The 19486-nt window shown below is 67.0% G+C and carries 16 protein-coding genes; 10 read left to right on the top strand and 6 right to left on the bottom strand.

Going from position 1 to position 19486, the window contains the following annotated elements; translation table 11 throughout:
- Positions 1-13 precede the first annotated feature (13 nt).
- Positions 14-283: a glutaredoxin family protein gene (locus KXZ72_RS13575; RefSeq protein ID WP_226081466.1), complete on the top strand. Its 270-nt coding sequence runs from the start codon at positions 14-16 to the stop codon at positions 281-283.
- Positions 284-292: 9 nt separating this feature from the next.
- Here the strand turns inward: KXZ72_RS13575 and KXZ72_RS13580 are convergent, their stop codons facing one another.
- The 4 genes from KXZ72_RS13580 to KXZ72_RS13595 form a co-directional block, all read right to left on the bottom strand.
- The gene (locus tag KXZ72_RS13580) at positions 293-787 is read right to left on the bottom strand and encodes a GNAT family N-acetyltransferase (protein WP_226081467.1); all 495 of its coding nucleotides are present in this window, start codon (positions 785-787) and stop codon (positions 293-295) included.
- A gap of 65 nt (positions 788-852) precedes the next feature.
- Positions 853-2304, bottom strand: a complete 1452-nt coding sequence (gene gndA / locus KXZ72_RS13585) for an NADP-dependent phosphogluconate dehydrogenase (RefSeq protein ID WP_226081468.1) — start codon at positions 2302-2304, stop codon at positions 853-855.
- Positions 2305-2422: 118 nt separating this feature from the next.
- Positions 2423-5281, bottom strand: coding sequence for an FAD-binding and (Fe-S)-binding domain-containing protein (locus KXZ72_RS13590; protein ID WP_226081469.1), 2859 nt, complete (start codon positions 5279-5281; stop codon positions 2423-2425).
- Between the two features lie 29 nt (positions 5282-5310).
- A complete protein-coding gene (locus KXZ72_RS13595) occupies positions 5311-6996 on the bottom strand; it encodes an L-lactate permease (protein WP_226081470.1) in 1686 nt (561 codons plus the stop codon).
- A 348-nt stretch (positions 6997-7344) separates the two neighbouring features.
- Here KXZ72_RS13595 and KXZ72_RS13600 point away from each other — a divergent pair, with 348 nt between their 5' ends.
- Positions 7345-8079, top strand: a complete 735-nt coding sequence (locus KXZ72_RS13600; protein ID WP_226081471.1) for a GntR family transcriptional regulator — start codon at positions 7345-7347, stop codon at positions 8077-8079.
- Here KXZ72_RS13600 and uxaC read toward each other — a convergent pair.
- Both uxaC and KXZ72_RS13610 read right to left on the bottom strand, forming a co-directional pair.
- A complete protein-coding gene (uxaC, locus tag KXZ72_RS13605; RefSeq protein WP_226081472.1) occupies positions 8076-9488 on the bottom strand; it encodes a glucuronate isomerase in 1413 nt (470 codons plus the stop codon). The genes KXZ72_RS13600 and uxaC overlap by 4 nt on opposite strands.
- A gap of 40 nt (positions 9489-9528) precedes the next feature.
- Positions 9529-10551 carry a LacI family DNA-binding transcriptional regulator gene (locus KXZ72_RS13610; RefSeq protein ID WP_226081473.1) on the bottom strand — a complete coding sequence of 341 codons (1023 nt, stop codon included), beginning with the start codon at positions 10549-10551 and terminating at the stop codon, positions 9529-9531.
- A gap of 114 nt (positions 10552-10665) precedes the next feature.
- On the opposite strand from KXZ72_RS13610, the gene KXZ72_RS13615 reads away from it, so the two are divergent.
- From KXZ72_RS13615 to manD, 8 genes are all read left to right on the top strand, one after another.
- Positions 10666-12024 (top strand): sugar ABC transporter substrate-binding protein, encoded by a 1359-nt coding sequence (locus tag KXZ72_RS13615; RefSeq protein ID WP_404823651.1) that lies wholly within the window; start codon positions 10666-10668, stop codon positions 12022-12024.
- Positions 12025-12052: 28 nt separating this feature from the next.
- Positions 12053-13069: a carbohydrate ABC transporter permease gene (locus tag KXZ72_RS13620; protein WP_226081474.1), complete on the top strand. Its 1017-nt coding sequence runs from the start codon at positions 12053-12055 to the stop codon at positions 13067-13069.
- Positions 13070-13208: 139 nt separating this feature from the next.
- On the top strand, positions 13209-13991 hold the full coding sequence (locus KXZ72_RS13625) for a carbohydrate ABC transporter permease (RefSeq protein WP_404823685.1): 783 nt from the start codon (positions 13209-13211) through the stop codon (positions 13989-13991).
- A gap of 1 nt (position 13992) precedes the next feature.
- A complete protein-coding gene (locus KXZ72_RS13630; RefSeq protein WP_226081476.1) occupies positions 13993-14838 on the top strand; it encodes a sugar phosphate isomerase/epimerase family protein in 846 nt (281 codons plus the stop codon).
- On the top strand, positions 14835-16043 hold the full coding sequence (locus KXZ72_RS13635; RefSeq protein ID WP_226081477.1) for a Gfo/Idh/MocA family protein: 1209 nt from the start codon (positions 14835-14837) through the stop codon (positions 16041-16043). Before KXZ72_RS13630 ends, KXZ72_RS13635 begins: the two co-directional genes overlap by 4 nt.
- The gene (locus KXZ72_RS13640) at positions 16040-16891 is read left to right on the top strand and encodes a sugar phosphate isomerase/epimerase family protein (protein ID WP_226081478.1); all 852 of its coding nucleotides are present in this window, start codon (positions 16040-16042) and stop codon (positions 16889-16891) included. Before KXZ72_RS13635 ends, KXZ72_RS13640 begins: the two co-directional genes overlap by 4 nt.
- The gene (locus KXZ72_RS13645) at positions 16878-18197 is read left to right on the top strand and encodes a mannitol dehydrogenase family protein (RefSeq protein ID WP_226081479.1); all 1320 of its coding nucleotides are present in this window, start codon (positions 16878-16880) and stop codon (positions 18195-18197) included. The genes KXZ72_RS13640 and KXZ72_RS13645 overlap by 14 nt, the downstream gene beginning before the upstream one ends.
- Before the next feature lie 10 nt (positions 18198-18207).
- Positions 18208-19446, top strand: a complete 1239-nt coding sequence (gene manD, locus KXZ72_RS13650; RefSeq protein ID WP_226081480.1) for a D-mannonate dehydratase ManD — start codon at positions 18208-18210, stop codon at positions 19444-19446.
- The last annotated feature ends 40 nt before the right edge of the window (positions 19447-19486 follow it).

Raw genomic sequence — 19486 nt, forward strand, 5'->3', positions numbered from 1 at the left:
TATCCTGGGAGGCATGACCCTCTCACCCGCTTCCGCGACCCCCATCACGATATACGGAGCCGATTGGTGCCGCGATTGTGTGCGCTCCAAGGCGCTCCTGGACCGGCTCGGCGTGGACTATACCTACGTGGACCTGGTGGCAGAGGAGAGCGCGGCCGATCGGGCCCGCGCCATCAGCGGCCGCACCCAGATTCCGGTTGTGGTTTTCCCCGATGGCACCCACCAGGTGGAGCCAAGCGATCGCGAGGTCGAGGCCAAGCTCGGGGAACTGGGGCTGGTCTAGCCCACCCCGCTAGAGGATGCGCTGATAGCAGCGCGAGAGTTCATCCACCCGATAATCCCCAAACGTGGGGATCGGCAGATAGCCCTCGCGCTCATAGAAGCGCATCGCATCGGGCTGAAGCGCGCCGGTTTCCAGGACCAGGCGGTCCAGGCCGAGGCCGCGCGCGGCCTCCTCCAGCCCGGCCAGTAGCGCCCGGGAGACGCCCGTGCCGCGGTAGTCGGGCGCCACAAACATGCGTTTAATCTCGGCCGTTGTGATCGGCCCGCCGGGCAGCACATCGCCGTCCGCCGTGAGGCTGATCGGGCGCAGGCCCGCGCATCCCACCGCGATGCCGCCGAGGGTGCGGGCAATCAAAAATACCGGCACCGACTCGGCCGTGGGCTCGGCCCCGGCCTCATGAGTATCGCTGCCATAGCGGGCGTCCAGCTCGCGGCGCTGGGCGGCGCGCAGCGCGACCCCCTCCGGGGTATCCCACGCCTCGGCGCGGACGGTCAGTGTGGTCATCGGAAGCCTTCCCTCAAAAACGATCGGCCCGGACCCAGCGGGTCCGGGCCGATCGTGGCGGAGTATTAGTGCGAGTCGGTGGCGCTAATCTCGGTGCGGTCTCCCGACCACAGCGTGTGGAACGTACCCTCGCGGTCCACGCGCTTATAGGTGTGGGCCCCGAAGAAATCGCGCTGGCCCTGGACCAGTGCGGCGGGCAGGCGCTCGGCGCGCAGGCCGTCATAATACGCAAGCGAGCTCGAGAACGCCGGGGCGGGGATGCCGGTGGCGGTGGCCGAGATGACCACGCGACGCCAGGCCTCCTGCGTTGCCGTGATGGCATCCGCAAAATACGGGGCGGTGAGCAGGGCCGAGAGGTTGGGGGCCTCGGCATAGGCATCGGCGATGCGGTTCAGGAACTGCGCGCGGATGATGCAGCCCCCGCGCCAGATGCGCGAAACGGCACCCAGGTCGATGTTCCAGTTATACTCGGCGGCACCCGCGCGGATGGCGTCAAAGCCCTGCGAATAGGCGACGATCTTGGATGCGTAGAGGGCCTGGCGGACGTCCTCGATGAACGCGGCGCGGTCCTCCACGGCCACGGGCTGTGCCGGGCCGGGCAGGGCCGAGGCGGCCTCGCGCTGCTCGGGGTGCGAGGACAGCGAGCGGGCAAATACGGCCTCGGCGATGCCGGAAACCGGAACGCCCAGGGCCAGTGCGTTCTGCACGGTCCATACGCCGGTGCCCTTGGAGCCGGCCTGGTCCAGGATTACGTCGACCAGGGGCTTGCCGGTGGCGGCATCCACCTGCTTCAGTACCTCGGCGGTGATCTCGATCAGGTAGCTCTCGAGCTCGCCCTTATTCCACTCGGTGAAAACCTCGGCGATCTCGGCGGGGGTCAGCCCGGCGTTGCGGCGCAGCAGGTCATAGGCCTCGGCGATGAGCTGCATATCGGCGTACTCGATGCCGTTATGGATCATCTTCACGAAGTGACCGGCCCCATCGGTGCCCACGTGGGTCACGCAGGGCTCACCCTCGGCCACCGCGGCGATCGAGGAGAGGATCGGGCCGAGGGTCTCATAGGACTCGGCGGAACCGCCGGGCATGATCGACGGGCCCTTCAGCGCGCCCTCCTCGCCGCCGGAGATTCCGGCGCCCACGAAGTGGATGCCCGTGGCACGCACGGCCTTTTCGCGGCGGATGGTATCGGTGAACAGGGCGTTTCCGCCGTCCACGATGATATCGCCGGGCTCAAAGCGCTCGGTCAGCTGGTCGATCACGGCATCGGTGCCGGCGCCGGCCTGCACCATGATGATCGCGGTGCGCGGCTTCTGCAGCGAGGCCACAAAGGCGTCGATGTCCTCGCTCGCGACAAAGCCCGCCTCGGGGTGGGCCGCGACCAGAACGCGGGTGCGCTCGGGCGAGCGGTTATACACGGCAACCGTGTTTCCCTCGCGGCTGGCGAGGTTACGGGCGAGGTTGCTGCCCATCACCGCCATTCCGATAACGCCAATATTTGCCTGGGGTGCGTCCGCCATTAGTGCTCCTTGGTTAAGGGGATATCCGGGATGAAAATCAAAGCCTAGGTCCACGCTAGCAAAGAGCACCCCCGGGTGTGGGGTTCCGGGGGTGCACCTTTGTTCAGCTACGTCCGACTTATTCGCTGCGGGTGAGCTGCGCGAGCAGCTCCAGGACGTGGTTATACTCCTCGCCGGTGGCCCGGGTCATGCCCAGTTCACACGTGCGGTTACACGAGGCATAGGCGGAGGCGTCGATCTCGGCTACCTCGGCGGCCTCGCGCGCGGTGGCCGAGGCGGTGAGCTCGGGATGCAGCATTCCGCGGTCCCCGGCAAATGCGCAGCAGCCCCAGTTTTCCGGGACGACCACGTCCTTGGCCACGGCCTTCGCCACTGTATTCAGCGCATCATTGCCGCCCATGCGCGTGGAGGAACACGTGGGGTGCAGCACCAGGCGCTCCATTTTATTATGCTCGGGCAGCAGCGGCAGCACGCGCTCGGCCACAAAATCCACGGCATCCACGACCCGCAGCGAGCGCTCGGAGGAGGCATTGGACTCCTCAATCGCGTGCAGGATTCCCTCGGTGCAGGAGGACGCATCGCACACGATGGTCAGTTCGCCATCGCGGCTCGCCTCGCGCAGCGCCGCCACGGTGCGCTCCCGCATCGCATGCTGGCCGTCCACCTGCCCCTTGGAGGACCACGGGGTGCCGCAGCACAGCGAGTTAATCGACTCGGGCACCAGGAGCACGAGGCCCACGCTCTCGCAGAGCTGCTCAAAGCTCAGCTGCACACCCGGGCTCACCCGGCCGCTGCCATCCGCGGCCGGACCAAACATCGTATTCACGCAGGCCGGCATATACACCACATCGGCCGGGGCGGTGGGGGCGGGGCGCGAACGCGAGACGCCTCCCGCGGGCAGCTCGGCGGAATACAGCGGCACGGTGTCCTTACCCAGCACCGCCCGGGCGAGCTTATTGGGCCCGGAAATAATCGGCATCGGAATCTTATCCACCACGTTCAGGGCCATTCCGGCCCCCACGGTCACCGCGCCCCAGTGCTTCGCGGCGGTATTCCACACGGCCTTCTCGACCGCGTTATTCTCCTCGCGGCGCAGCTTCTTCACGAGCGAACCGGTGTTAATTGATACCGGGCAGGCTGTCTGACACATGCCGTCCACGGCGCACGTGCGCACACCGTCATAGACATAGTCCTTCTCTAGGCTCTTCACCAGCGCGTGGTCCCCATCGCGCTTGGCCTGTTCGATGGCGCGCAAGGTCACGATGCGCTGGCGCGGGGTCAGGGTGATATCGCGGCTCGGGCATACCGGCTCGCAATAACCACACTCGACGCAGCGATCCACCTCCTCGTCCACGGGCATTGCGGCCTTAATATGGCGCAGGTGGGCCTCGGGGTCCTCATCAAGAATCACGCCCGGGTTCAGCAGACCCGCGGGGTCACACAGGCGCTTAATCTCACGCATCACGTCATAGAGCTCATCGCCGTATTGGCGGCGCACAAACGGGGCCATTACGCGGCCCGTGCCGTGCTCGGCCTTGAGCGAGCCGCCCTCGCCGAGGATCAGGTCCACAAGATCCTCGGTGAACGCCGCATAGCGCGCCACCTGATCGGCCTCGATAAACCCATCGGTGAGCATAAAGTGCACATTGCCGTCCTTGGCATGGCCAAAGATCACGCTATTTTCGTATTCATAGCGATCAAAGAGATCAATCAGCCCGTTGCAGGTCGCGGCGAGGCGCTCGACCGGGACCACCACATCCTCAAGCAGCGCCGTGGTTCCCTGCGGGCGCGCACCGGCCACGGTGGTATAGAGCCCCTTGCGCAGGTGCCAGAGATCGGCCCGCGTGCCCGCATCCGAGCTAAACGCCGCCTCGCGGCTCAGGCCCAGGCGCGGCATCAGGGCATCGCCCGCCGCCTGCAGATCGGCGAGGTGCTCGGCGCTGCCTGACTGATATTCCACGAGCAGCGCCGCGTGCCGGTCCACGTTCAGGCCGCGAATCTCCGCGGGGGCATCCTCCGCGCGCTGACCGATGCGCAGCGAGAGCGCATCCAGCAGCTCAAGCGTGGCCGCCCCGGTATCCACCAGATCCGGGAGCGCACTATTGGCCGCCTCCAGGCTGTCGAAGATCAGCAGGCCGGTCGAGGCGTGGCTGGGGCGATCCACGGTGCGGAACACCGCCTCGGCAACAAAGCCCAGCGTGCCCTCGCTGCCGATGATCAGGTGCGCCAGGATATCCACCGCGCGGGTATAGTCCAGCAGCGAGTTAATGCCGTAGCCCATGGTGTTTTTCATCGCGAACTGGCGGCGAATGGTCTGCACCGAGGCGGGATTGGAACGCACCCGCTCGGCGAGGGTCAGCAGCCCGCGATAAAGCTCGGGCTCCAGCGCGCGCAGCCGCTCCTCGGCATCGGCGGCGCCGGTATCGATCACGGTCCCGCTCGCAAGCACCACTGTGAGCGATTCGAGTGTGCGATAGGAGTTCTCGGTGGTGCCGCAGGACATGCCCGAGGAGTTATTGGCCACCACGCCGCCGATCGTGCATGCGGCCTCGCTCGCGGGATCGGGACCAAATTTCTTGCCAAAGCGCGCGAGGTGCGCGTTGAGTGCCCGCACGGTCACGCCGGGCTGGACCCGCACCCGGTCGCCGCCGTCCAGCACCTCGATCTTCTTAAAATTGCGGCGCACATCGATCAGCACCCCATCGGTCAGCGCCTGCCCGCTCAGGCTGGTCCCGCCCGAGCGCAGCGTCACGGGGCGTCCCGCGCGCGCGGCCGCGGCAAAGAGCGCCCCCACCTCGGCCGCGTCCTCGGCAATGGCCACGGCCTCGGGCAGCAGCAGGAAGTGCGAGGCATCATGCGCATTGGCATGAATATCGATCGGTCGCGTGCGGATCCGATCGCGCTCGCCGAGGGCACCGCGCAGGGTGTCCAGGAAGGGAGCGTGCTCGGGGCGAGGGGCGGGGGCGAGAAGCGACATAGGGGCGACCGTTCGATGGAGGGATGGGGTTAGGGCACCATCCAGCCCAGCACGGGTGTGGACTGGAGGAAGATGATCACGGTGATGAAGGCCAGAAGCCCGAGGCTCCATGGCAGTAGTTTACGGAACAGGGTGCCCTCGGAGCCCGGCAGGTTCACCGCGGCTGCGGCCACCGCGAGGTTTTGCAGGGAGAGCATCTTGCCCAGTACGCCGGCGGAGGAATTGGACGCGGCCATCAGCACGGGGCTCAGGCCCGCCTGATTCGCCGCGGTCACCTGGAGGAGGCCAAACAGGGAGTTGGAGGAGGTATCGGAGCCGGTCAGGGCCACGCCGATCCAGCCGATCAGCGGCGAGAGCAGGGCAAAAAATCCACCCGTGGCGGCGAGGGCGAAGCCCAGGCTTGCGGTCTGACCGGAGAGGTTCATGACAAAGGCCAGCGCGAGTACGGAGGTCACGGTGAGGATGGTCCAGCGCAGCTGATAGACGGTCTCGCGATAGACCCGCAGGCCTTCGCGGATGCCCACGCCATAGAGCGCCATCGTGGCGATACCGGAGAACAGCAGCAGGGTGCCGGTGGCCTTGAGATGGTCAAACGTCATGTTCTGGGCGCGCACGGGTTCGCCCGCGGCGTCCACGATATCCAGGCCGGGCCAGCGGAATGTGACCGAACCCACCTCGGCGAGCCACGTCTTAATCACGGGGATCTGCGCGAGCGTGAAGATCGCCATGATCACCAGATAGGGGGCCAGTGCGCCCCAGGTGCGGCGCGCGGTTCCGGTGGGAAGCGGGCGGGTGCGGGTGAGCGTGCCGACGCCGGCGGCGCGATCCAGGGCCTCGCCCTCGCCCTCGGTCTCGCCGAGGTTCTCCTCCGCGGAATCCGCGGGGGTCAGGGTCTGCACGTGGCGCGGCTTCCAGAAGCGCATCGTGAGCAGCACGGCGCCCACGGTCACCACGGAGGCCACCACATCGGTGAGCTCCACGGCAAAATAGCTGGCGGTGATGAACTGGGCCCCGGCAAATGCAACACCGGCGATCAGCGCCACGGGCCAGGTCTCGCGCACTCCGCGCTTTCCGTCCACGATGAACACCAGCACGAGCGGGATCAGCACGGCGATCAGGGGCGTCTGCCGGCCGGCCATCGCGGCCAGCTCGTTCATCGGCAGGCCGGTCACGCCGTGCAGCACGATGATCGGCGCACCCATCGCGCCAAATGCGACCGGCGCGGTATTGGCCAGCAGCGATACCAGCGCGGCCTTAAACGGTTTCATGCCGGCGGCGATCAGCATCGCCGCGGAGATCGCCACGGGGGCACCAAAGCCCGCGAGGGATTCCAGGAGCGCGCCAAAACAGAATGCGATCAGGATCGCGAGGACCCGCAGGTCATCGGATACCGTGCGGATGGTCGCGCCGAGCACCGAGAACCAGCCGGTCGCGAGGGTGAGCCGATAGACCCAGAGTGCGTTGATCAGGATCCAGAGGATGGGGAAAACGCCATAAAACAGGCCCGCCGTGGTGGCGCCCAATACCTGGAGGGCGGGCATCTGCCAGCCCACCAGCGCGAGGATGATCGAGAGCCCGAGGCCCGCGAGCGCCGCATAGGCGGCCTTCACCCGGAATACGCCCAGCAGGATAAATAGCAGGATCAGCGGGGAGGCGGCGAAGAGCGCCGAGAGGGCGAGGGATCCGAATATCGGATCGAGGATCTGTTCAAACACGGTGAGGGCTCCGAAGGTTAGCGTCTTTGCGAATTTTTAGCGTCACTGTGAGGGTGCGCGCGACGCCTTCGGCCGTGGGGTCCACGGGGGTACTCGCCGCTTTCCCCGGGGGGAGGGGCGGCGGGCTCCGTGCCCGGGTGTCTGATAAACCAACATAATTGTCTTACAAGTTTACTTAACAGGCAATCCTCGTGGGAAATCCTCGCGCATAATTCCGAGGCGGCGACCCCGATGCCGATTTTTGGCCTCCGCGCTGTCGCATCGCGGCGGCCGCGGAGGGGGCCGACGGGCGCTGCCCGCGGGGCAAACACGGTAGTGTCCTGTAGTGACGGAATGAAGGAGTCGGTAGTGGCGAATCCCCGAGTTGAGGCCGTATCCATCGTGGATGCCGTGGCCCGCGATCTGCGCGAGCGACTCTTCGCCGCCGAGTTTCCCGGCGGAACCGGCTTCACCGAGGCCGAGGTCTCGGGTACCTATGGTGTGGCCCGCCCCACCGCCAAGGCCGCGATCGAAAAAATCGTGGGCGAGGGCCTGCTGGTGCGCGGCGCGCATCGCACGGCGCGGGTTCCCGAGCTGGGGCCCGAGGATGTCCGCGATGTTTATCACACGCGGGCGGTGCTGGAATCCGAGGTTCTGCGCCGGCTTGCCGCCGGGCGGATTGTGCCCGAGGATGCGCGCGCGGCCAATGCCGAGATCGGCCGGATCATGAATAGCGTGCCCGCGCTGGGCATCGTGGAGCCGGATATGCGCTTCCACGCCTCGCTGATCGCGGCGCTGGGCAGCCCGCGCACGTCCAAAATGTATGGCTCGCTGGTGCGCGAGGTCAAGATGTGTATGGCCCAGGTGCAGGGCCGCGGGCTCCTGGAACCCGAGCTGATCTGCGCCGAGCACGATCGCATCCTGGAGCTGCTCGCGGCGGGGGACGGCGAGGGGGCCGCGGGCCTGCTTAACGATCACCTCTCCCGCGCGCGGGAGCGCCTCGTGGCCGCACTCGGGGGCGAGGCCGGGCCGGAGGCCGCCGCCGCCCCCGGGGTGGAGCTGGGCGCGGGGCCGTATCCCGCGCCGACCCCGCCGCCGCGTTAGAGCCGGAAGACCTCGCGCGGCTGGGTCACGGTGAGATCCACCGCGATCCGTGCCGCCTCGTCCTCGCCAAGCTGGTGCCCCGCCACGAGCCCCGCGAGGAATGCGGCATCCGCGCGGCGCGACATATCGTGCCTCGCGGGGATCGAGCAAAACGCGCGGGTATCGTCGATAAACCCGGTGGTCTTCCCGAAACCGGCGCTATCGGTTACCGCCGCGCGATAGCGGCCAATCGCGCCCGGCGTATCGATGAACCACCACGGTGCGCCCGCATATACCGAGGGATAAAAGCCCGCGAGCGGGCCGATCTCGCGCGAGAACACCGTCTCGTCCACGGTAAAGAGGGCGAGGCGGAACGTGGGATTCACGCCAAAATCGTTGAGGATCCGGCGCAGCGGCCGGGTAAAGGCCCCGCTATCGGGCAGGTCGTGCCCGGTATCCGGGCCAAAACGGGCCAGCGTAGCGGCATGGTGGCTGCGGATCACGCCCGGATGCAGCTGCATCACCAGCCCGTCCTGGGAGGCCATCTCGGCGAGGCGATAGAGCATATTGCGGCGATAGGCCACGGCGTCCCCGGGGGCCAGCGTGCCGGCCAGGGCGGCGGCGTGGATGCGCTCGGCCTCGGCCTCGGCCAGCGGCTCACCCGTGGCCTCGATCACCCCGGTATCGGTGGATGTGCCCCCGTGCCGGGCAAAATAGGCGCGGCGATCGCGCAGTGCCGCGAGCAGTCCCGCATAGCTTCCCGTGTCGATATCGGAGGCCGCCGCGAGCCGCCCCAGCGCGGCGATCCACGTGGACTCCGCGGGGTCCATATAACGATCGGCCCGGAACGTGGGCAGGACGCGCCCGCTAAAGCCGGGGTCCGCGGCCAGGTCGCGATGCGCCGCAAGATCATCCGCGGGATCATCCGTGGTGGCCAGGACCTCGATATTAAAGCGCTCAAAGAGGGCCCGCGGCAAATACTCGGGTGTGGCCAGGCGCTCGGCGATCGCGTCATAGAGCTCCCCGGCATTGGCCGCGGAGGGGGCCCGGGTGATGCCAAAGACATCGTGCAGCTCGGTCTCGAACCAATAGCGCACCGGGGTGCCGGCAAAATGGGACCAGCCCGCGCAAAACTCCGCCCAGATTTCCCGCGCGCTCGCGGGGGAGGGCGCCCCGTTTTCGGCGATGCCCAGCCGGCCCAGGCCCACGCCGTGGGCGTGCAGTAGCCGGGTGACATAGTGATCGGGAGTGATCAGCAGCTCGGCGGGATCCCCAAAGGGGCGGTTATCGCGCAGCAGCGCCGCGTCCACATGTCCGTGCGGGGAGATGATGGGAAGCCCCGCGATCTCCGCATAGAGCCGGCGGGCGATGGCCCGCTCGGTGGGGTCGCTGGGCAGGAGGCGGTCGGGGTGCGGCGAGAGTGCTGTCACGATAATTTTTCCCTGTCTTCGTTGGCTGGGTGGTGGAAGGCTAGCGTTGCGGAGCCGGGCCCGTGGACTTGCGCACCGTGAGATGCGTGGGCAGCAGCACGGACTGGCCCGCGGGGGTATTGGGGCCCGCGCTCAGCCGCGCGAGCAGCATCGACACGGCCACGCGGCCCGCGCGCTCGATTGGCGCGGTGAGCGTGGTGAGCGGGGGATTACAAAAATCGGCCCCAAAAATATCGTCGCAGCCCACCACCGAGACGTCCTCGGGCACCCGCACCCCGCGCTCGCGGAAGCGCTCCAGCATTCCGATCGCGAGGAGGTCGTTAAAAACGATGCACGCGGTGGACGTGGAGTTGATCATGGCCTCGGCCGCGGCGGCCCCGGAACTCATATCGGGGGAGTATTCGCGGCTGCGCACAGCCTCCACGCCGAGCTTGGTGGCGGATTTTTCCATCCGCAGCCAGCGGCGCTCATTGGACCAGGAGCTATTGGGGCCGGAGATATAGGTGATCCTGCGGTGGCCCAGCGAGGCGAGGTGGTCCAGGGCCTGATCGATGCCCAGCGGGGTATCGATCACGACGCTGGGGATATCCGGCGCGAGCCGGTTGATCGTGACCAGCGGCATCCGCGCCGCGACCGCCGCGAGCTGCTGATCGCTCAGCCGCGAGGCGGTCAGGATCGCGCCATCGGCCGAGCGGCGCAGCGAGCCGATCGTGGCGGCCTCGGACTCGCCGGATTCGGCGGTATCCACCAGCATCTGCATATAATCGGCGGCCTTCAGCTGCTGCTGGGTGCCGCGGATCAGGCCAAAATAAAACGGGTTGGTGATATCCGAGACCAGGACGGCCACGGCCCGGGTCTGCCCCGAGGTGAGCGCCTGCGCCTGCGCGTTGGGGGTATAGCTCAGCTCCCGCGCCGCCGCGAGGATTTTCTCCCGGGTATGCGCATTCACCCGCGTCGGATTCGACAGGGCGCGCGACACCGTGGAGGTGGCAAAGCCGCTGAGACGCGCCACATCGCCGATGGTGGCGGGGCGCTCGCTGAGGGAGGCATCTTCCGTGGTCATAGGGAGATAAAACCACACTTGGCAAATAATGGCAAACGGTTGCAACAACGTTGCCGTTGTGTCTAGAGTCGGGGTCACAGCGGTTTTATCGCACCCACTCAAGGAGGAGTTCGGATGATGAAAAGACGAGCATTTATGGCCCTGGCCACGCTCACGACGGCGGGCCTGGCGCTCACCGCCTGTTCCGGCGGCAGCCCCGAGGCCGAGGGATCGGCCACGCCCGGGGAGATCGACGGAAAGGGTCAGACCCTCAACGTCCTGGTGGATGCCAATAACCTCTACCCCCAGGAACAGCAGCAGTGGTTTAAAGACGTCAACGATAAGTTCAAGGCCAAGACCGGCGCCGAGGTGAAATTTGAAACCTTCGCCACCGCCAATGACGAGCTCACCAAGATTCAGACCTCGGTGGTCTCCGGGCAGGGCCCCGATATCTATACCCTCGGCACCACGTTCACCCCCACCGCCTATGCCACCGGCGCGTTCCTGAAGCTCGACGAGGACTCCTGGAAGAAGGTGGGCGGCCGCGATCGCTTCACCGAGGCCAGCCTCGGCATCTCCGGACCCGATAAGGATAACGAGGTGGGCATCCCCGCCCGCAGCCGCCCGTTTGTGATGGCCTATAACACCGAGCTGCTTGCCGCCGCCGGAATTGATAAGCCCGCCGATACCTGGGACGGGCTGCGCGATCAGGCCAAGCAGCTCACCTCGGGAGACGTCTACGGCATGAGCATCGCCTATGCCGATAACTTCGACCCGTGGAAGTTCATCTGGGCCATGTCGGTCCAGGCCGGCAACCCGATCGTGGACGGCAAGAAGGTGCGCCTGGACGATCCGGCCACCCAGAAGGCCTTCGAAACCTATTTTGGCTGGCTCGCGACCGATAAGATCGTGGACCCCGCCTCGGTGGGCTGGAAGTCCAGCCAGGCACTCGCCGCATTTGCCGAGGGCAAGAGCGCGTTTATGCCGATGGTCACCGCCACCTCGATTAACACGCTGGATGCGTCCTCCGTGGCCGGCAAGTATAAATACGTCGTGATGCCCACCGTGGCCCCGGGCGAGACCAAGCGCCCCGCCGATGGTGTTGAGGCCGCGAGCATCCTCTCCGGCTCCAATTTTGTGGTCGCCGATTATTCCAAAAATAAGGACCTCTCGCTCGCCCTGATCGAGATGCTCACCACCGCCGAGGAACAGCGCATCTATTTTGATGTATTTGGTGAGATGCCCACCAATGCCGATGCCGCCGCGACCCTCGAAAAGGAGGATGCCACGCTCGCCCCGATCGTGGAGGCCTCCAAGCTCTCCGTGGGCACCCCGTTCACCGGGGCCTGGGGAGACATCCAGCTGGGCCTGACCAATGTGGCCGTGCAGGCCATCCCCGCGCTGAGCGCCGGATCGGTCAGCAGCGAGCAGATCTCCACGGCCCTGCGTGCCGAGCAGGAAAAGGCTCAGTCCGCCCTGGACCGCGCCAAATAATCCCCACACACCGGTACGAAAAGAGTTCATGATGGTTACGCCAGTTCCGGTACGCGAACGTACCGATGCTCGCGCGGCCCGTAGCGCGGCGGGTCCCAGCGACCCGCCGCCCGCGGCACCGCGCCCGAGACGCCCGCGTCGCTCGCGGGAACCGGTAGAACGCAACCGGCCGCTGTGGATGCTCGCCCCCGGCGGTATCCTGATGGCCCTGGTCATCCTCGTCCCGCTGCTGCTGGGTGTGGCGATCTCCATGATGGACCTCGACCAGTACAGCCTGCGGCAGTGGATTAACGCCCCCTTTATTGGCCTGGCCAATTATGTGGAGGCGCTCACCAAGTCCTCGCTGATCCAGTCGATCGGCATCAGCGTGGGCTATTCGGTCCTGGTGACCCTGATCTGCCTGCCGCTGGGAGTGGCCGCGGCCCTCGCCACCCAGAACCGCTTCCGCGGTCGCGGGCTGGTCCGCTCGCTCTTCCTGGTGCCCTATGTCCTGCCGATGTTTGTGGTGGGTACCGTCTGGCGCACGATGCTGCAGCCCGATGGGGTGGGCAATAAGATGCTGGGCAACCTCGGCATCGACGGCGGCCTCTGGCTCAACGGGCCGCAGTCCTATTGGGCGCTGGTTTTTGTGCAGATCTGGGCCTCCTGGCCGTTTATCTATCTGCTGGTGCTCTCGGGACTGCAATCGGTGGACAGCGAGGTTCACGAGGCCTGCGCGCTGGACGGCGCGGGCTGGTGGACCAAGCTGCGCTATGTGATCTTCCCGTATCTGAAGGGGCCGATCACGCTCGCGCTGATCATCTCCTTCCTGCACTCGGTGAATAACTTCACGCTTCCGTTTGTGCTCTTTGGCATCCCGGCCCCGGCCGATGTGAACGTGCTGCCGGTACTGACCTATATCACCGGCTTCCAGAACTTCCGCTTTGGGCTCTCGGCCGCGATGGCCGTGGTCTCCCTGATCCTCATTGCCATCCCGCTGTTTGCCTATCTGCGGGCCGTGAAACTCGATACCGGAGACGATGGTGCCGCCCGTGTCAAGAAATAGTGCCGTCCTGGCCTCCCCACGTCCCGGCGCCGAGCGCCGGGCCTCCGCCCGCAAGAGCGAGGCGCGCACCTCCCATATTCACCGGTTGCTGCCGCGCCCCCTGCTGATCGCCGTGATCTCCGTGCTCCTGGTATTTGCCATGGTGCCCGTGCTCTATATCTTCTTTGCGTCGATTAACTCCGATATCCAGGTGGCCCGCGGGGCCTTCTGGCCCACCGAGCTCACGCTGGATAACTACGCCAAGATCTGGACCACCGTGGATCTGGGCACAGGCCTCATGAACTCGGTGCTGGTGGCCGGATCGGTGGCGCTGGTCTGTGCCGCGCTCTCGGTCACCACCGCCTATGTGCTGGTGCGCTATGCGTTCCGCGGCCGGCTGCTCTTCCTGCGCGGCCTGCTCGCGCTGCAGTCGATCCCCGGAACCCTGCTGCTGCTGCCCGTATTTGTGCTCTTTTCCAGTGCCGCGTCCACGTTTGGGATCCAGATCATCGGTACCCGCTGGGGCCTGTTCCTGACCTATCTCACGTTTGCCCTGCCGTTCTCCACCTGGGTCATGGTGACGTATCTGCGCGGGCTGCCGCGCGAGCTGGAGGAGGCGGCGCGGCTGGACGGCGCCTCGCCGTTCACCATCCTCACCAAGATCATCGTGCCGCTGAGCTGGCCCGGGATCGTGGTCTCGGGAATCTTCGCCTTCCTGCTCGGCTGGAATGACGTGATGTTTGCGTCGGTGATGACCAGACCCGAGACCCGCACGGTGGCCGTGGCCCTACAGATATTTGGGGCCACCCAGGAGGGCGGGGCCGTGCCCGTCTATGGCCAGATGATGGCCGCCGCCCTGGTCTGTGCCGTGCCCGTTGTTGTTCTTTATCTCATTTTCCAGCGCTACCTCGTGGGTGGCCTGACCGCCGGAGGCGTGAAATAACATGACCAAAACCACCAGCAGCTGGACCCTCTCCGGGTTCGGCGATGAAATCGACGAGGACCCGCGCATTCAGATCGCGGTCCTGCAGGCACTCGGCGCGAAGCATATCGAGGTGCGCAGCGCCTGGGGCATCAATATTGTGGAGCTGCGCGATGACCGGCTCGAGGAGCTGCGGGCCCTGCTCGCGGAATCCGAGATGGGGGTATCGGCGATCGCCTCCCCCCTCGGCAAGGTGGATATCACCTCCGATTTTGACGCGGAGCTGGCCCGCCTGGACCGCGCTCTCAACGCCGCCCGGGTATTGGAGAGCCGCTATATCCGCATCTTCTCCTTCTATTACGGCGAGGGTGTGGACGTGGACTCGATCCGCGAGCCCGTGATCGAGCGCCTGGCCGAGTTCGCCCGCCGCGCCGAAAGCGCCGGAGTCATCCTGCTGCACGAGAACGAAAAGGATATCTACGGGGATACCCCCGCCCGGGTCCTGGACCTGATCACCTCGGTTAACTCCCCGGCGCTGCGCGTGGCCTGGGATAACGCCAATTACGTACAGGTGGGCTCGGTTCCCTTCGACGAGGGTTTCGCCGCGCTGCGCCCCTATCTGGAGTATCTGCAGGTCAAGGACGCCCGCGCCGCGGATCACTCCGTGGTGCCCGCGGGGGAGGGCGACGGCCAGCTGCGCGAGACCCTCGCGGCGCTCGCCGCGGATGGCTATTCGGGCTTCGCCTCGCTCGAACCGCACCTCGCGAGCGCCTTTGCCACCGGGGGCTTCTCGGGGGCGGCCGCGTTTGGGGTGGCCGCGCGCGCCTTCCGGGGCCTGACCGATGAGCTCGGGGTGGAACTGGTATGACACTCACCGATATCAACGCCGTGCTCGCCGGCGAGGGAACCGGCACCACCGTATATCGGGCCGTGATCGTGGGCTGCGGCGTGATCGGAACCCATCACGCCCGCGTGATCGCCGGACACCCGAGCTTTAGCGTGGAGGCCGTGGTGGACGTGGTGCCCGAGGCCACCCGGTCGCTCGCCGATCTGCTGGCCGGGGAGTTCCCCGTGCCGGCGCCGCGCACCCACGGCACGCTCACCGAGGCGCTCGCCGCGGGCGGGATCGACCTGGTGGTGATCACCACCCCGAGCGGCCTGCACGTGGCGGCCGCACGCGAGGCGCTCGCCGCGGGCGCGCATGTGGTGATCGAAAAGCCCATCGACGTGAGCCTCGTGAAGGCCCGCCGGATCGCGGATCTGGCCGATGAGGCGGCGACCCGCGGGCTGATTGTCACCGTGATCAGCCAGCACCGCTTTGACCCCGCCAGCGTGCTGGTAAAGGCGGCAATTTCGCAGGGCCGCTTCGGGACCATCACCTCGGGTGTGGCCTCGGTGGCCTGGTGGCGCGGCCAGGAATATTATGACGGCGGCAGCTGGCGCGGCACGTGGGAGCTGGACGGCGGCGGGGCCGTGATGAACCAGGGTGTGCATACAGTGGACCTGCTGCGCTGGTGCCTCGGCACGCCCGTGGAGATCTCCGCGCAGACCGCGCGCCTGGCCCATGAGCGCATCGAGGTGGAGGATACAGCGGTGGCCACCGTGCGCTTCGCCTCGGGGGCCCTGGGCGTAATCCACTGCACGACCGCCGCATATCCGGGCCTGAGTGCCCGGCTGCAGATCATGGGATCGCGCGGCTCCGCAATCATCGATAATGACCGGCTGGAGTTTTTCCACGCGGCCGATGACGGCGAATCCATCGCGGGCCACGGCCTGAGCGCTGTGGGCAGCGGCAACCAGGTGGATAGCGTGATCGATGCGGGTGAGACCTCCGCGGCCCCGCGCCGCGAGGACGAGTTCATTCGCTCACACTCGCGCCAATATGACGACCTCGCGCGCGCCCTCGGCGGCGGCGGCGAGGCCCCGGGAATCACCGCGCGCGATGCCACCGATTCGCTCGCGCTGGTGCACGCACTCTATGCCTCCGCGACGCTGGGCACCGCGGTGCTTTTTGCGGATGTCCTGGCCGGAAAATACGACGATCTGACACTGAAAACGGGGAACGCATCATGAAGTATTCGGTCTTTACCGCCTCCACGCCCGAGTGGACCCCCGCCGAGGCGGCCACCACCCTCGCCGCCCAGGGCTGGGACGGCATCGAGTGGCGCGTGACGGATCAGGCCGCCGCGACCCCGCCCGGATTCTGGGCCGGTAACCTCGCCACCTGGACCCTCGAGGGCCTCGAGGAGTCGATCCCGCAGATAGCCGAGATCACCGCCTCCGCGGGCCTGGAATTCTCCGGAATCGGCGGCTATGCGCAGGCCTCCGATCGGGTTAACTCCGAGCGTATGCTTGCCGCGACCGCCGCGCTGGGTGCCCGGCGGGTGCGCATCGCGATGCCGCGCGTGGACGGCCGGAACTATCCCGAGCTATTTGCGCGCACCCGCGGCGACCTGGAGTGGGTGGCCGAGGCCGCGCGCCGCCACGGCGTCATGGCGCTGGTGGAGCTGCATCACGAGACGATCACCCCCTCGGCCTCGGCCGCGCGCCGCCTCGTGGAGGGCCTGGATCCCGCCCATATCGGGGTGATCCACGACGTGGGCAACCTCGTGATCGAGGGCTTCGAAAACCACCGCGCCGGGCTTGAGCTGCTGGGCGAATATCTCGCGCATGTGCACATTAAAAATGCGCGCTGGGTGCCGGGGGAGGCCCGCGCGGATGGCTCGATTCCGTGGACCCACGGCTGGGCCACGCTGCGCGCCGGCCAGGCCGATATCGCCGCCTATGTGGCCGATCTGGTGGCCCACGGTTATGACGGCTGGATTACGCTCGAGGACTTCTCCACCGAGCTGCCCCTCGCCCGGCGCACCGCCGATAACCTCGCCTATATTCGGGAACTGGTGGATCGTGCCCGCCGCTAGCGACGCCCCCGCACGCTCGCGCCCCCGCTCCCGGGTGCGCATCGTGCACCTGGGCCTGGGGGCGTTTCATCGCGCGCACCAGGCCTGGTATCTGGAGCGGATCCAGCGCGCGGCCCCCGGCGACTGGGGCATCGAGGCCTATACCGGTCGCGGCCCCGCGGCCGCCACCGCGCTCGCGGCACAGGACGGGGTATATACCCTGGTGACCCGCGCCGCCGAGGGCGATACGTTCACGACCATCGAGTCGATAGTCTCGGCCATCAGCGGGGCGGAGGACGCGGCCTGGAACGCACGCCTGGGCCACCCCGATACCGCGATCATCACGCTCACCGTGACCGAGGCCGGGTATCGCCTGGCCCCGGGCGGCGGGCTGGATCTGGCCGATCCGGAGGTCGCCGCCGATCTCCGGCTGCTGGGCTCGGGGGAGCCCGGCGCACCCGTGACCGCCCCCGGAAAACTGGTGCGCGGCCTGCGGGCGCGGCGCGAGGCAGGGGCGGGCCCGCTCGCGATCCTGAGCTGCGATAATCTCGCGGGCAACGGCGAGGTGACCCGCACGGTGGTGACCGAGCTGGCCGCGGCGGTGGATCCCGCCCTGGCCGCCTGGATCACCCAAAACGTGTCCTTTATCTCCTCGATGGTGGACCGGATCACCCCGGCCACCACCGCCGAGGATCGCGCAACCGTGCTTGCCGAGACGGGCCATCACGATGCGATGCCCGTGGTGACCGAGCCGTTCTCGGAGTGGATCCTCGCCGGGGTATTTCCCGCGGGCAGCCCCGATTGGGCGAGCGTGGGCGTGCGCGAGGTCACCGATATTGACCCCTATGAGCGCCGCAAGCTGTGGCTACTCAACGCCGCGCACTCGCTCCTGGCCTATGCCGGGCTGCCGCGCGGACACCATACCGTGGACGAGGCCTTTGCCGATCCCGTGCTCGCCGGGCGCGTGGAAACACTCTGGGCCGAGGCCGCGGAGGTCCTGCCGCTGGATGCCGCGGAGATCGCGGCGGCCACCGCGGCGCTGCGCACGCGCTTTGCCAATCCGCGGATCCGGCACCACCTGGAACAGATTGCCCGCGGGGGAGCGCATAAGCTGCCGCCGCGCGTATTTGACCTGATGCGTGCGCGCCGGGCCGCGGGCCTGGAACCCGCGCGCGAGGCCCCGCGCATCGCCCTGGACTGGCTGGCCTATCTGGGCCGCGCGGATACCCCCGGTTCCGAGGGAGACATCCTCTCCGGAACCCCCACGAGCGAGCACCTCTATCGGGTGCTCGCCCCCGACCTGGCGCCTACCGCCACCCCCACCTAAGGAGAACCCCGTGAAAATCGATAGGGCAGAGGTTATTGTCACGAGTCCCGACCGGAATTTTGTGACGCTGAAGATCACCACCGATGACGGCCTCACCGGGCTGGGCGATGCCACCCTGAACGGCCGCGAGCTCGCGGTGGTTGCCTATCTCACCGAGCACGTCGTGCCGCTGCTGATCGGGAAGGATCCGCACCGGATCGAGGATACCTGGCAGTTCCTCTATCGCAGCGCCTATTGGCGGCGCGGGCCGGTCACGATGGCCGCGATCGCCGCGGTGGACGTGGCGCTATGGGATATTAAGGCCAAGGCCGCCGGGATGCCGCTCTATCAGCTGCTGGGCGGGGCCTCGCGCGAGGGCGTGCTGGCCTATGGCCACGCGAGTGGCAAGGATATCCCGGAGCTCTTTGACTCGATCCGCTCGCACCTGGACCAGGGCTATCGCGCGATCCGCGTGCAGACGGGTGTGCCCGGGCTGAAGTCCATCTACGGTGTGGCCTCGAATGCCGCCGCCGAGGGCAATACCGGGCGTCGCTATGATTATGATCCGGCCCAGCGCGCGGACCTGCCCGTGGAGGAGGACTGGGATACCCGCGCCTATCTGCGGCATCTTCCGAGCGTATTTGAGGCGGTGCGGGCGGAGTTTGGCCCCGAGCTGCCGCTGCTGCACGATGGCCATCATCGGATGACGCCGATCCAGGCCGCCAAGCTGGGTAAATCGCTGGAGCCCTATGACCTGTTCTGGCTGGAGGATTGCACACCCGCGGAGAATCAGAAGGCGCTGCGGCTGGTGCGCCAGCACACCACCACCCCGCTCGCCATCGGCGAGGTCTTTAATACCGTCTGGGATTATCAGACCCTGATCGAGGAGCAGCTGATCGATTATGTGCGCTCGGCCGTGACCCATACCGGCGGAATCTCGCCGATGAAAAAGATCCTCGACTATGCCGCGCAATATCAGATCCGTTCGGGCATCCACGGCCCCACCGATATTTCGCCCGTGGGTATGGCCGCGGCCGTGCACCTGGACCTTGCGATCCATAACTTCGGTATCCAGGAGTATATGAAGCACGGCGAGATGACCAATGAGGTCTTCCAGCAGTCGTTTACCTTTAACGACGGCTATCTGCACCCGGGGGAGCGCCCCGGCCTGGGCGTGGACCTGGACGTGGATGCCGCGGGAAAATATCCGTATCAGACCGCGTATCTGCCCTTTAACCGCCTGCATGACGGGACCGTGCACGACTGGTAGCGGCCGGCGGCGGTGGCGCCCGGCGCGGGAATCTCCGCGC

Origin of the sequence: Mycetocola spongiae (assembly GCF_020424085.1) — a bacterium.
GTDB classification, from domain to species: Bacteria; Actinomycetota; Actinomycetes; order Actinomycetales; family Microbacteriaceae; genus Mycetocola; species Mycetocola spongiae.

What these genes read in the sequence shown, in the direction of transcription:
- KXZ72_RS13625 (WP_404823685.1), top strand. Translation starts at nt 13,209, where the DNA reads ATGGTGCCCGTGCTCTATATCTTCTTTGCGTCGATTAACTCCGATATC.
- KXZ72_RS13630 (WP_226081476.1), top strand. Translation starts at nt 13,993, where the DNA reads ATGACCAAAACCACCAGCAGCTGGACCCTCTCCGGGTTCGGCGATGAA.
- KXZ72_RS13640 (WP_226081478.1), top strand. Translation starts at nt 16,040, where the DNA reads ATGAAGTATTCGGTCTTTACCGCCTCCACGCCCGAGTGGACCCCCGCC.
- KXZ72_RS13590 (WP_226081469.1), bottom strand. Translation starts at nt 5,281, where the DNA reads ATGTCGCTTCTCGCCCCCGCCCCTCGCCCCGAGCACGCTCCCTTCCTG.
- KXZ72_RS13610 (WP_226081473.1), bottom strand. Translation starts at nt 10,551, where the DNA reads ATGACCACGGAAGATGCCTCCCTCAGCGAGCGCCCCGCCACCATCGGC.
- KXZ72_RS13615 (WP_404823651.1), top strand. Translation starts at nt 10,666, where the DNA reads ATGATGAAAAGACGAGCATTTATGGCCCTGGCCACGCTCACGACGGCG.
- KXZ72_RS13635 (WP_226081477.1), top strand. Translation starts at nt 14,835, where the DNA reads ATGACACTCACCGATATCAACGCCGTGCTCGCCGGCGAGGGAACCGGC.
- gndA (WP_226081468.1), bottom strand. Translation starts at nt 2,304, where the DNA reads ATGGCGGACGCACCCCAGGCAAATATTGGCGTTATCGGAATGGCGGTG.
- KXZ72_RS13620 (WP_226081474.1), top strand. Translation starts at nt 12,053, where the DNA reads ATGATGGTTACGCCAGTTCCGGTACGCGAACGTACCGATGCTCGCGCG.
- KXZ72_RS13580 (WP_226081467.1), bottom strand. Translation starts at nt 787, where the DNA reads ATGACCACACTGACCGTCCGCGCCGAGGCGTGGGATACCCCGGAGGGG.
- KXZ72_RS13575 (WP_226081466.1), top strand. Translation starts at nt 14, where the DNA reads ATGACCCTCTCACCCGCTTCCGCGACCCCCATCACGATATACGGAGCC.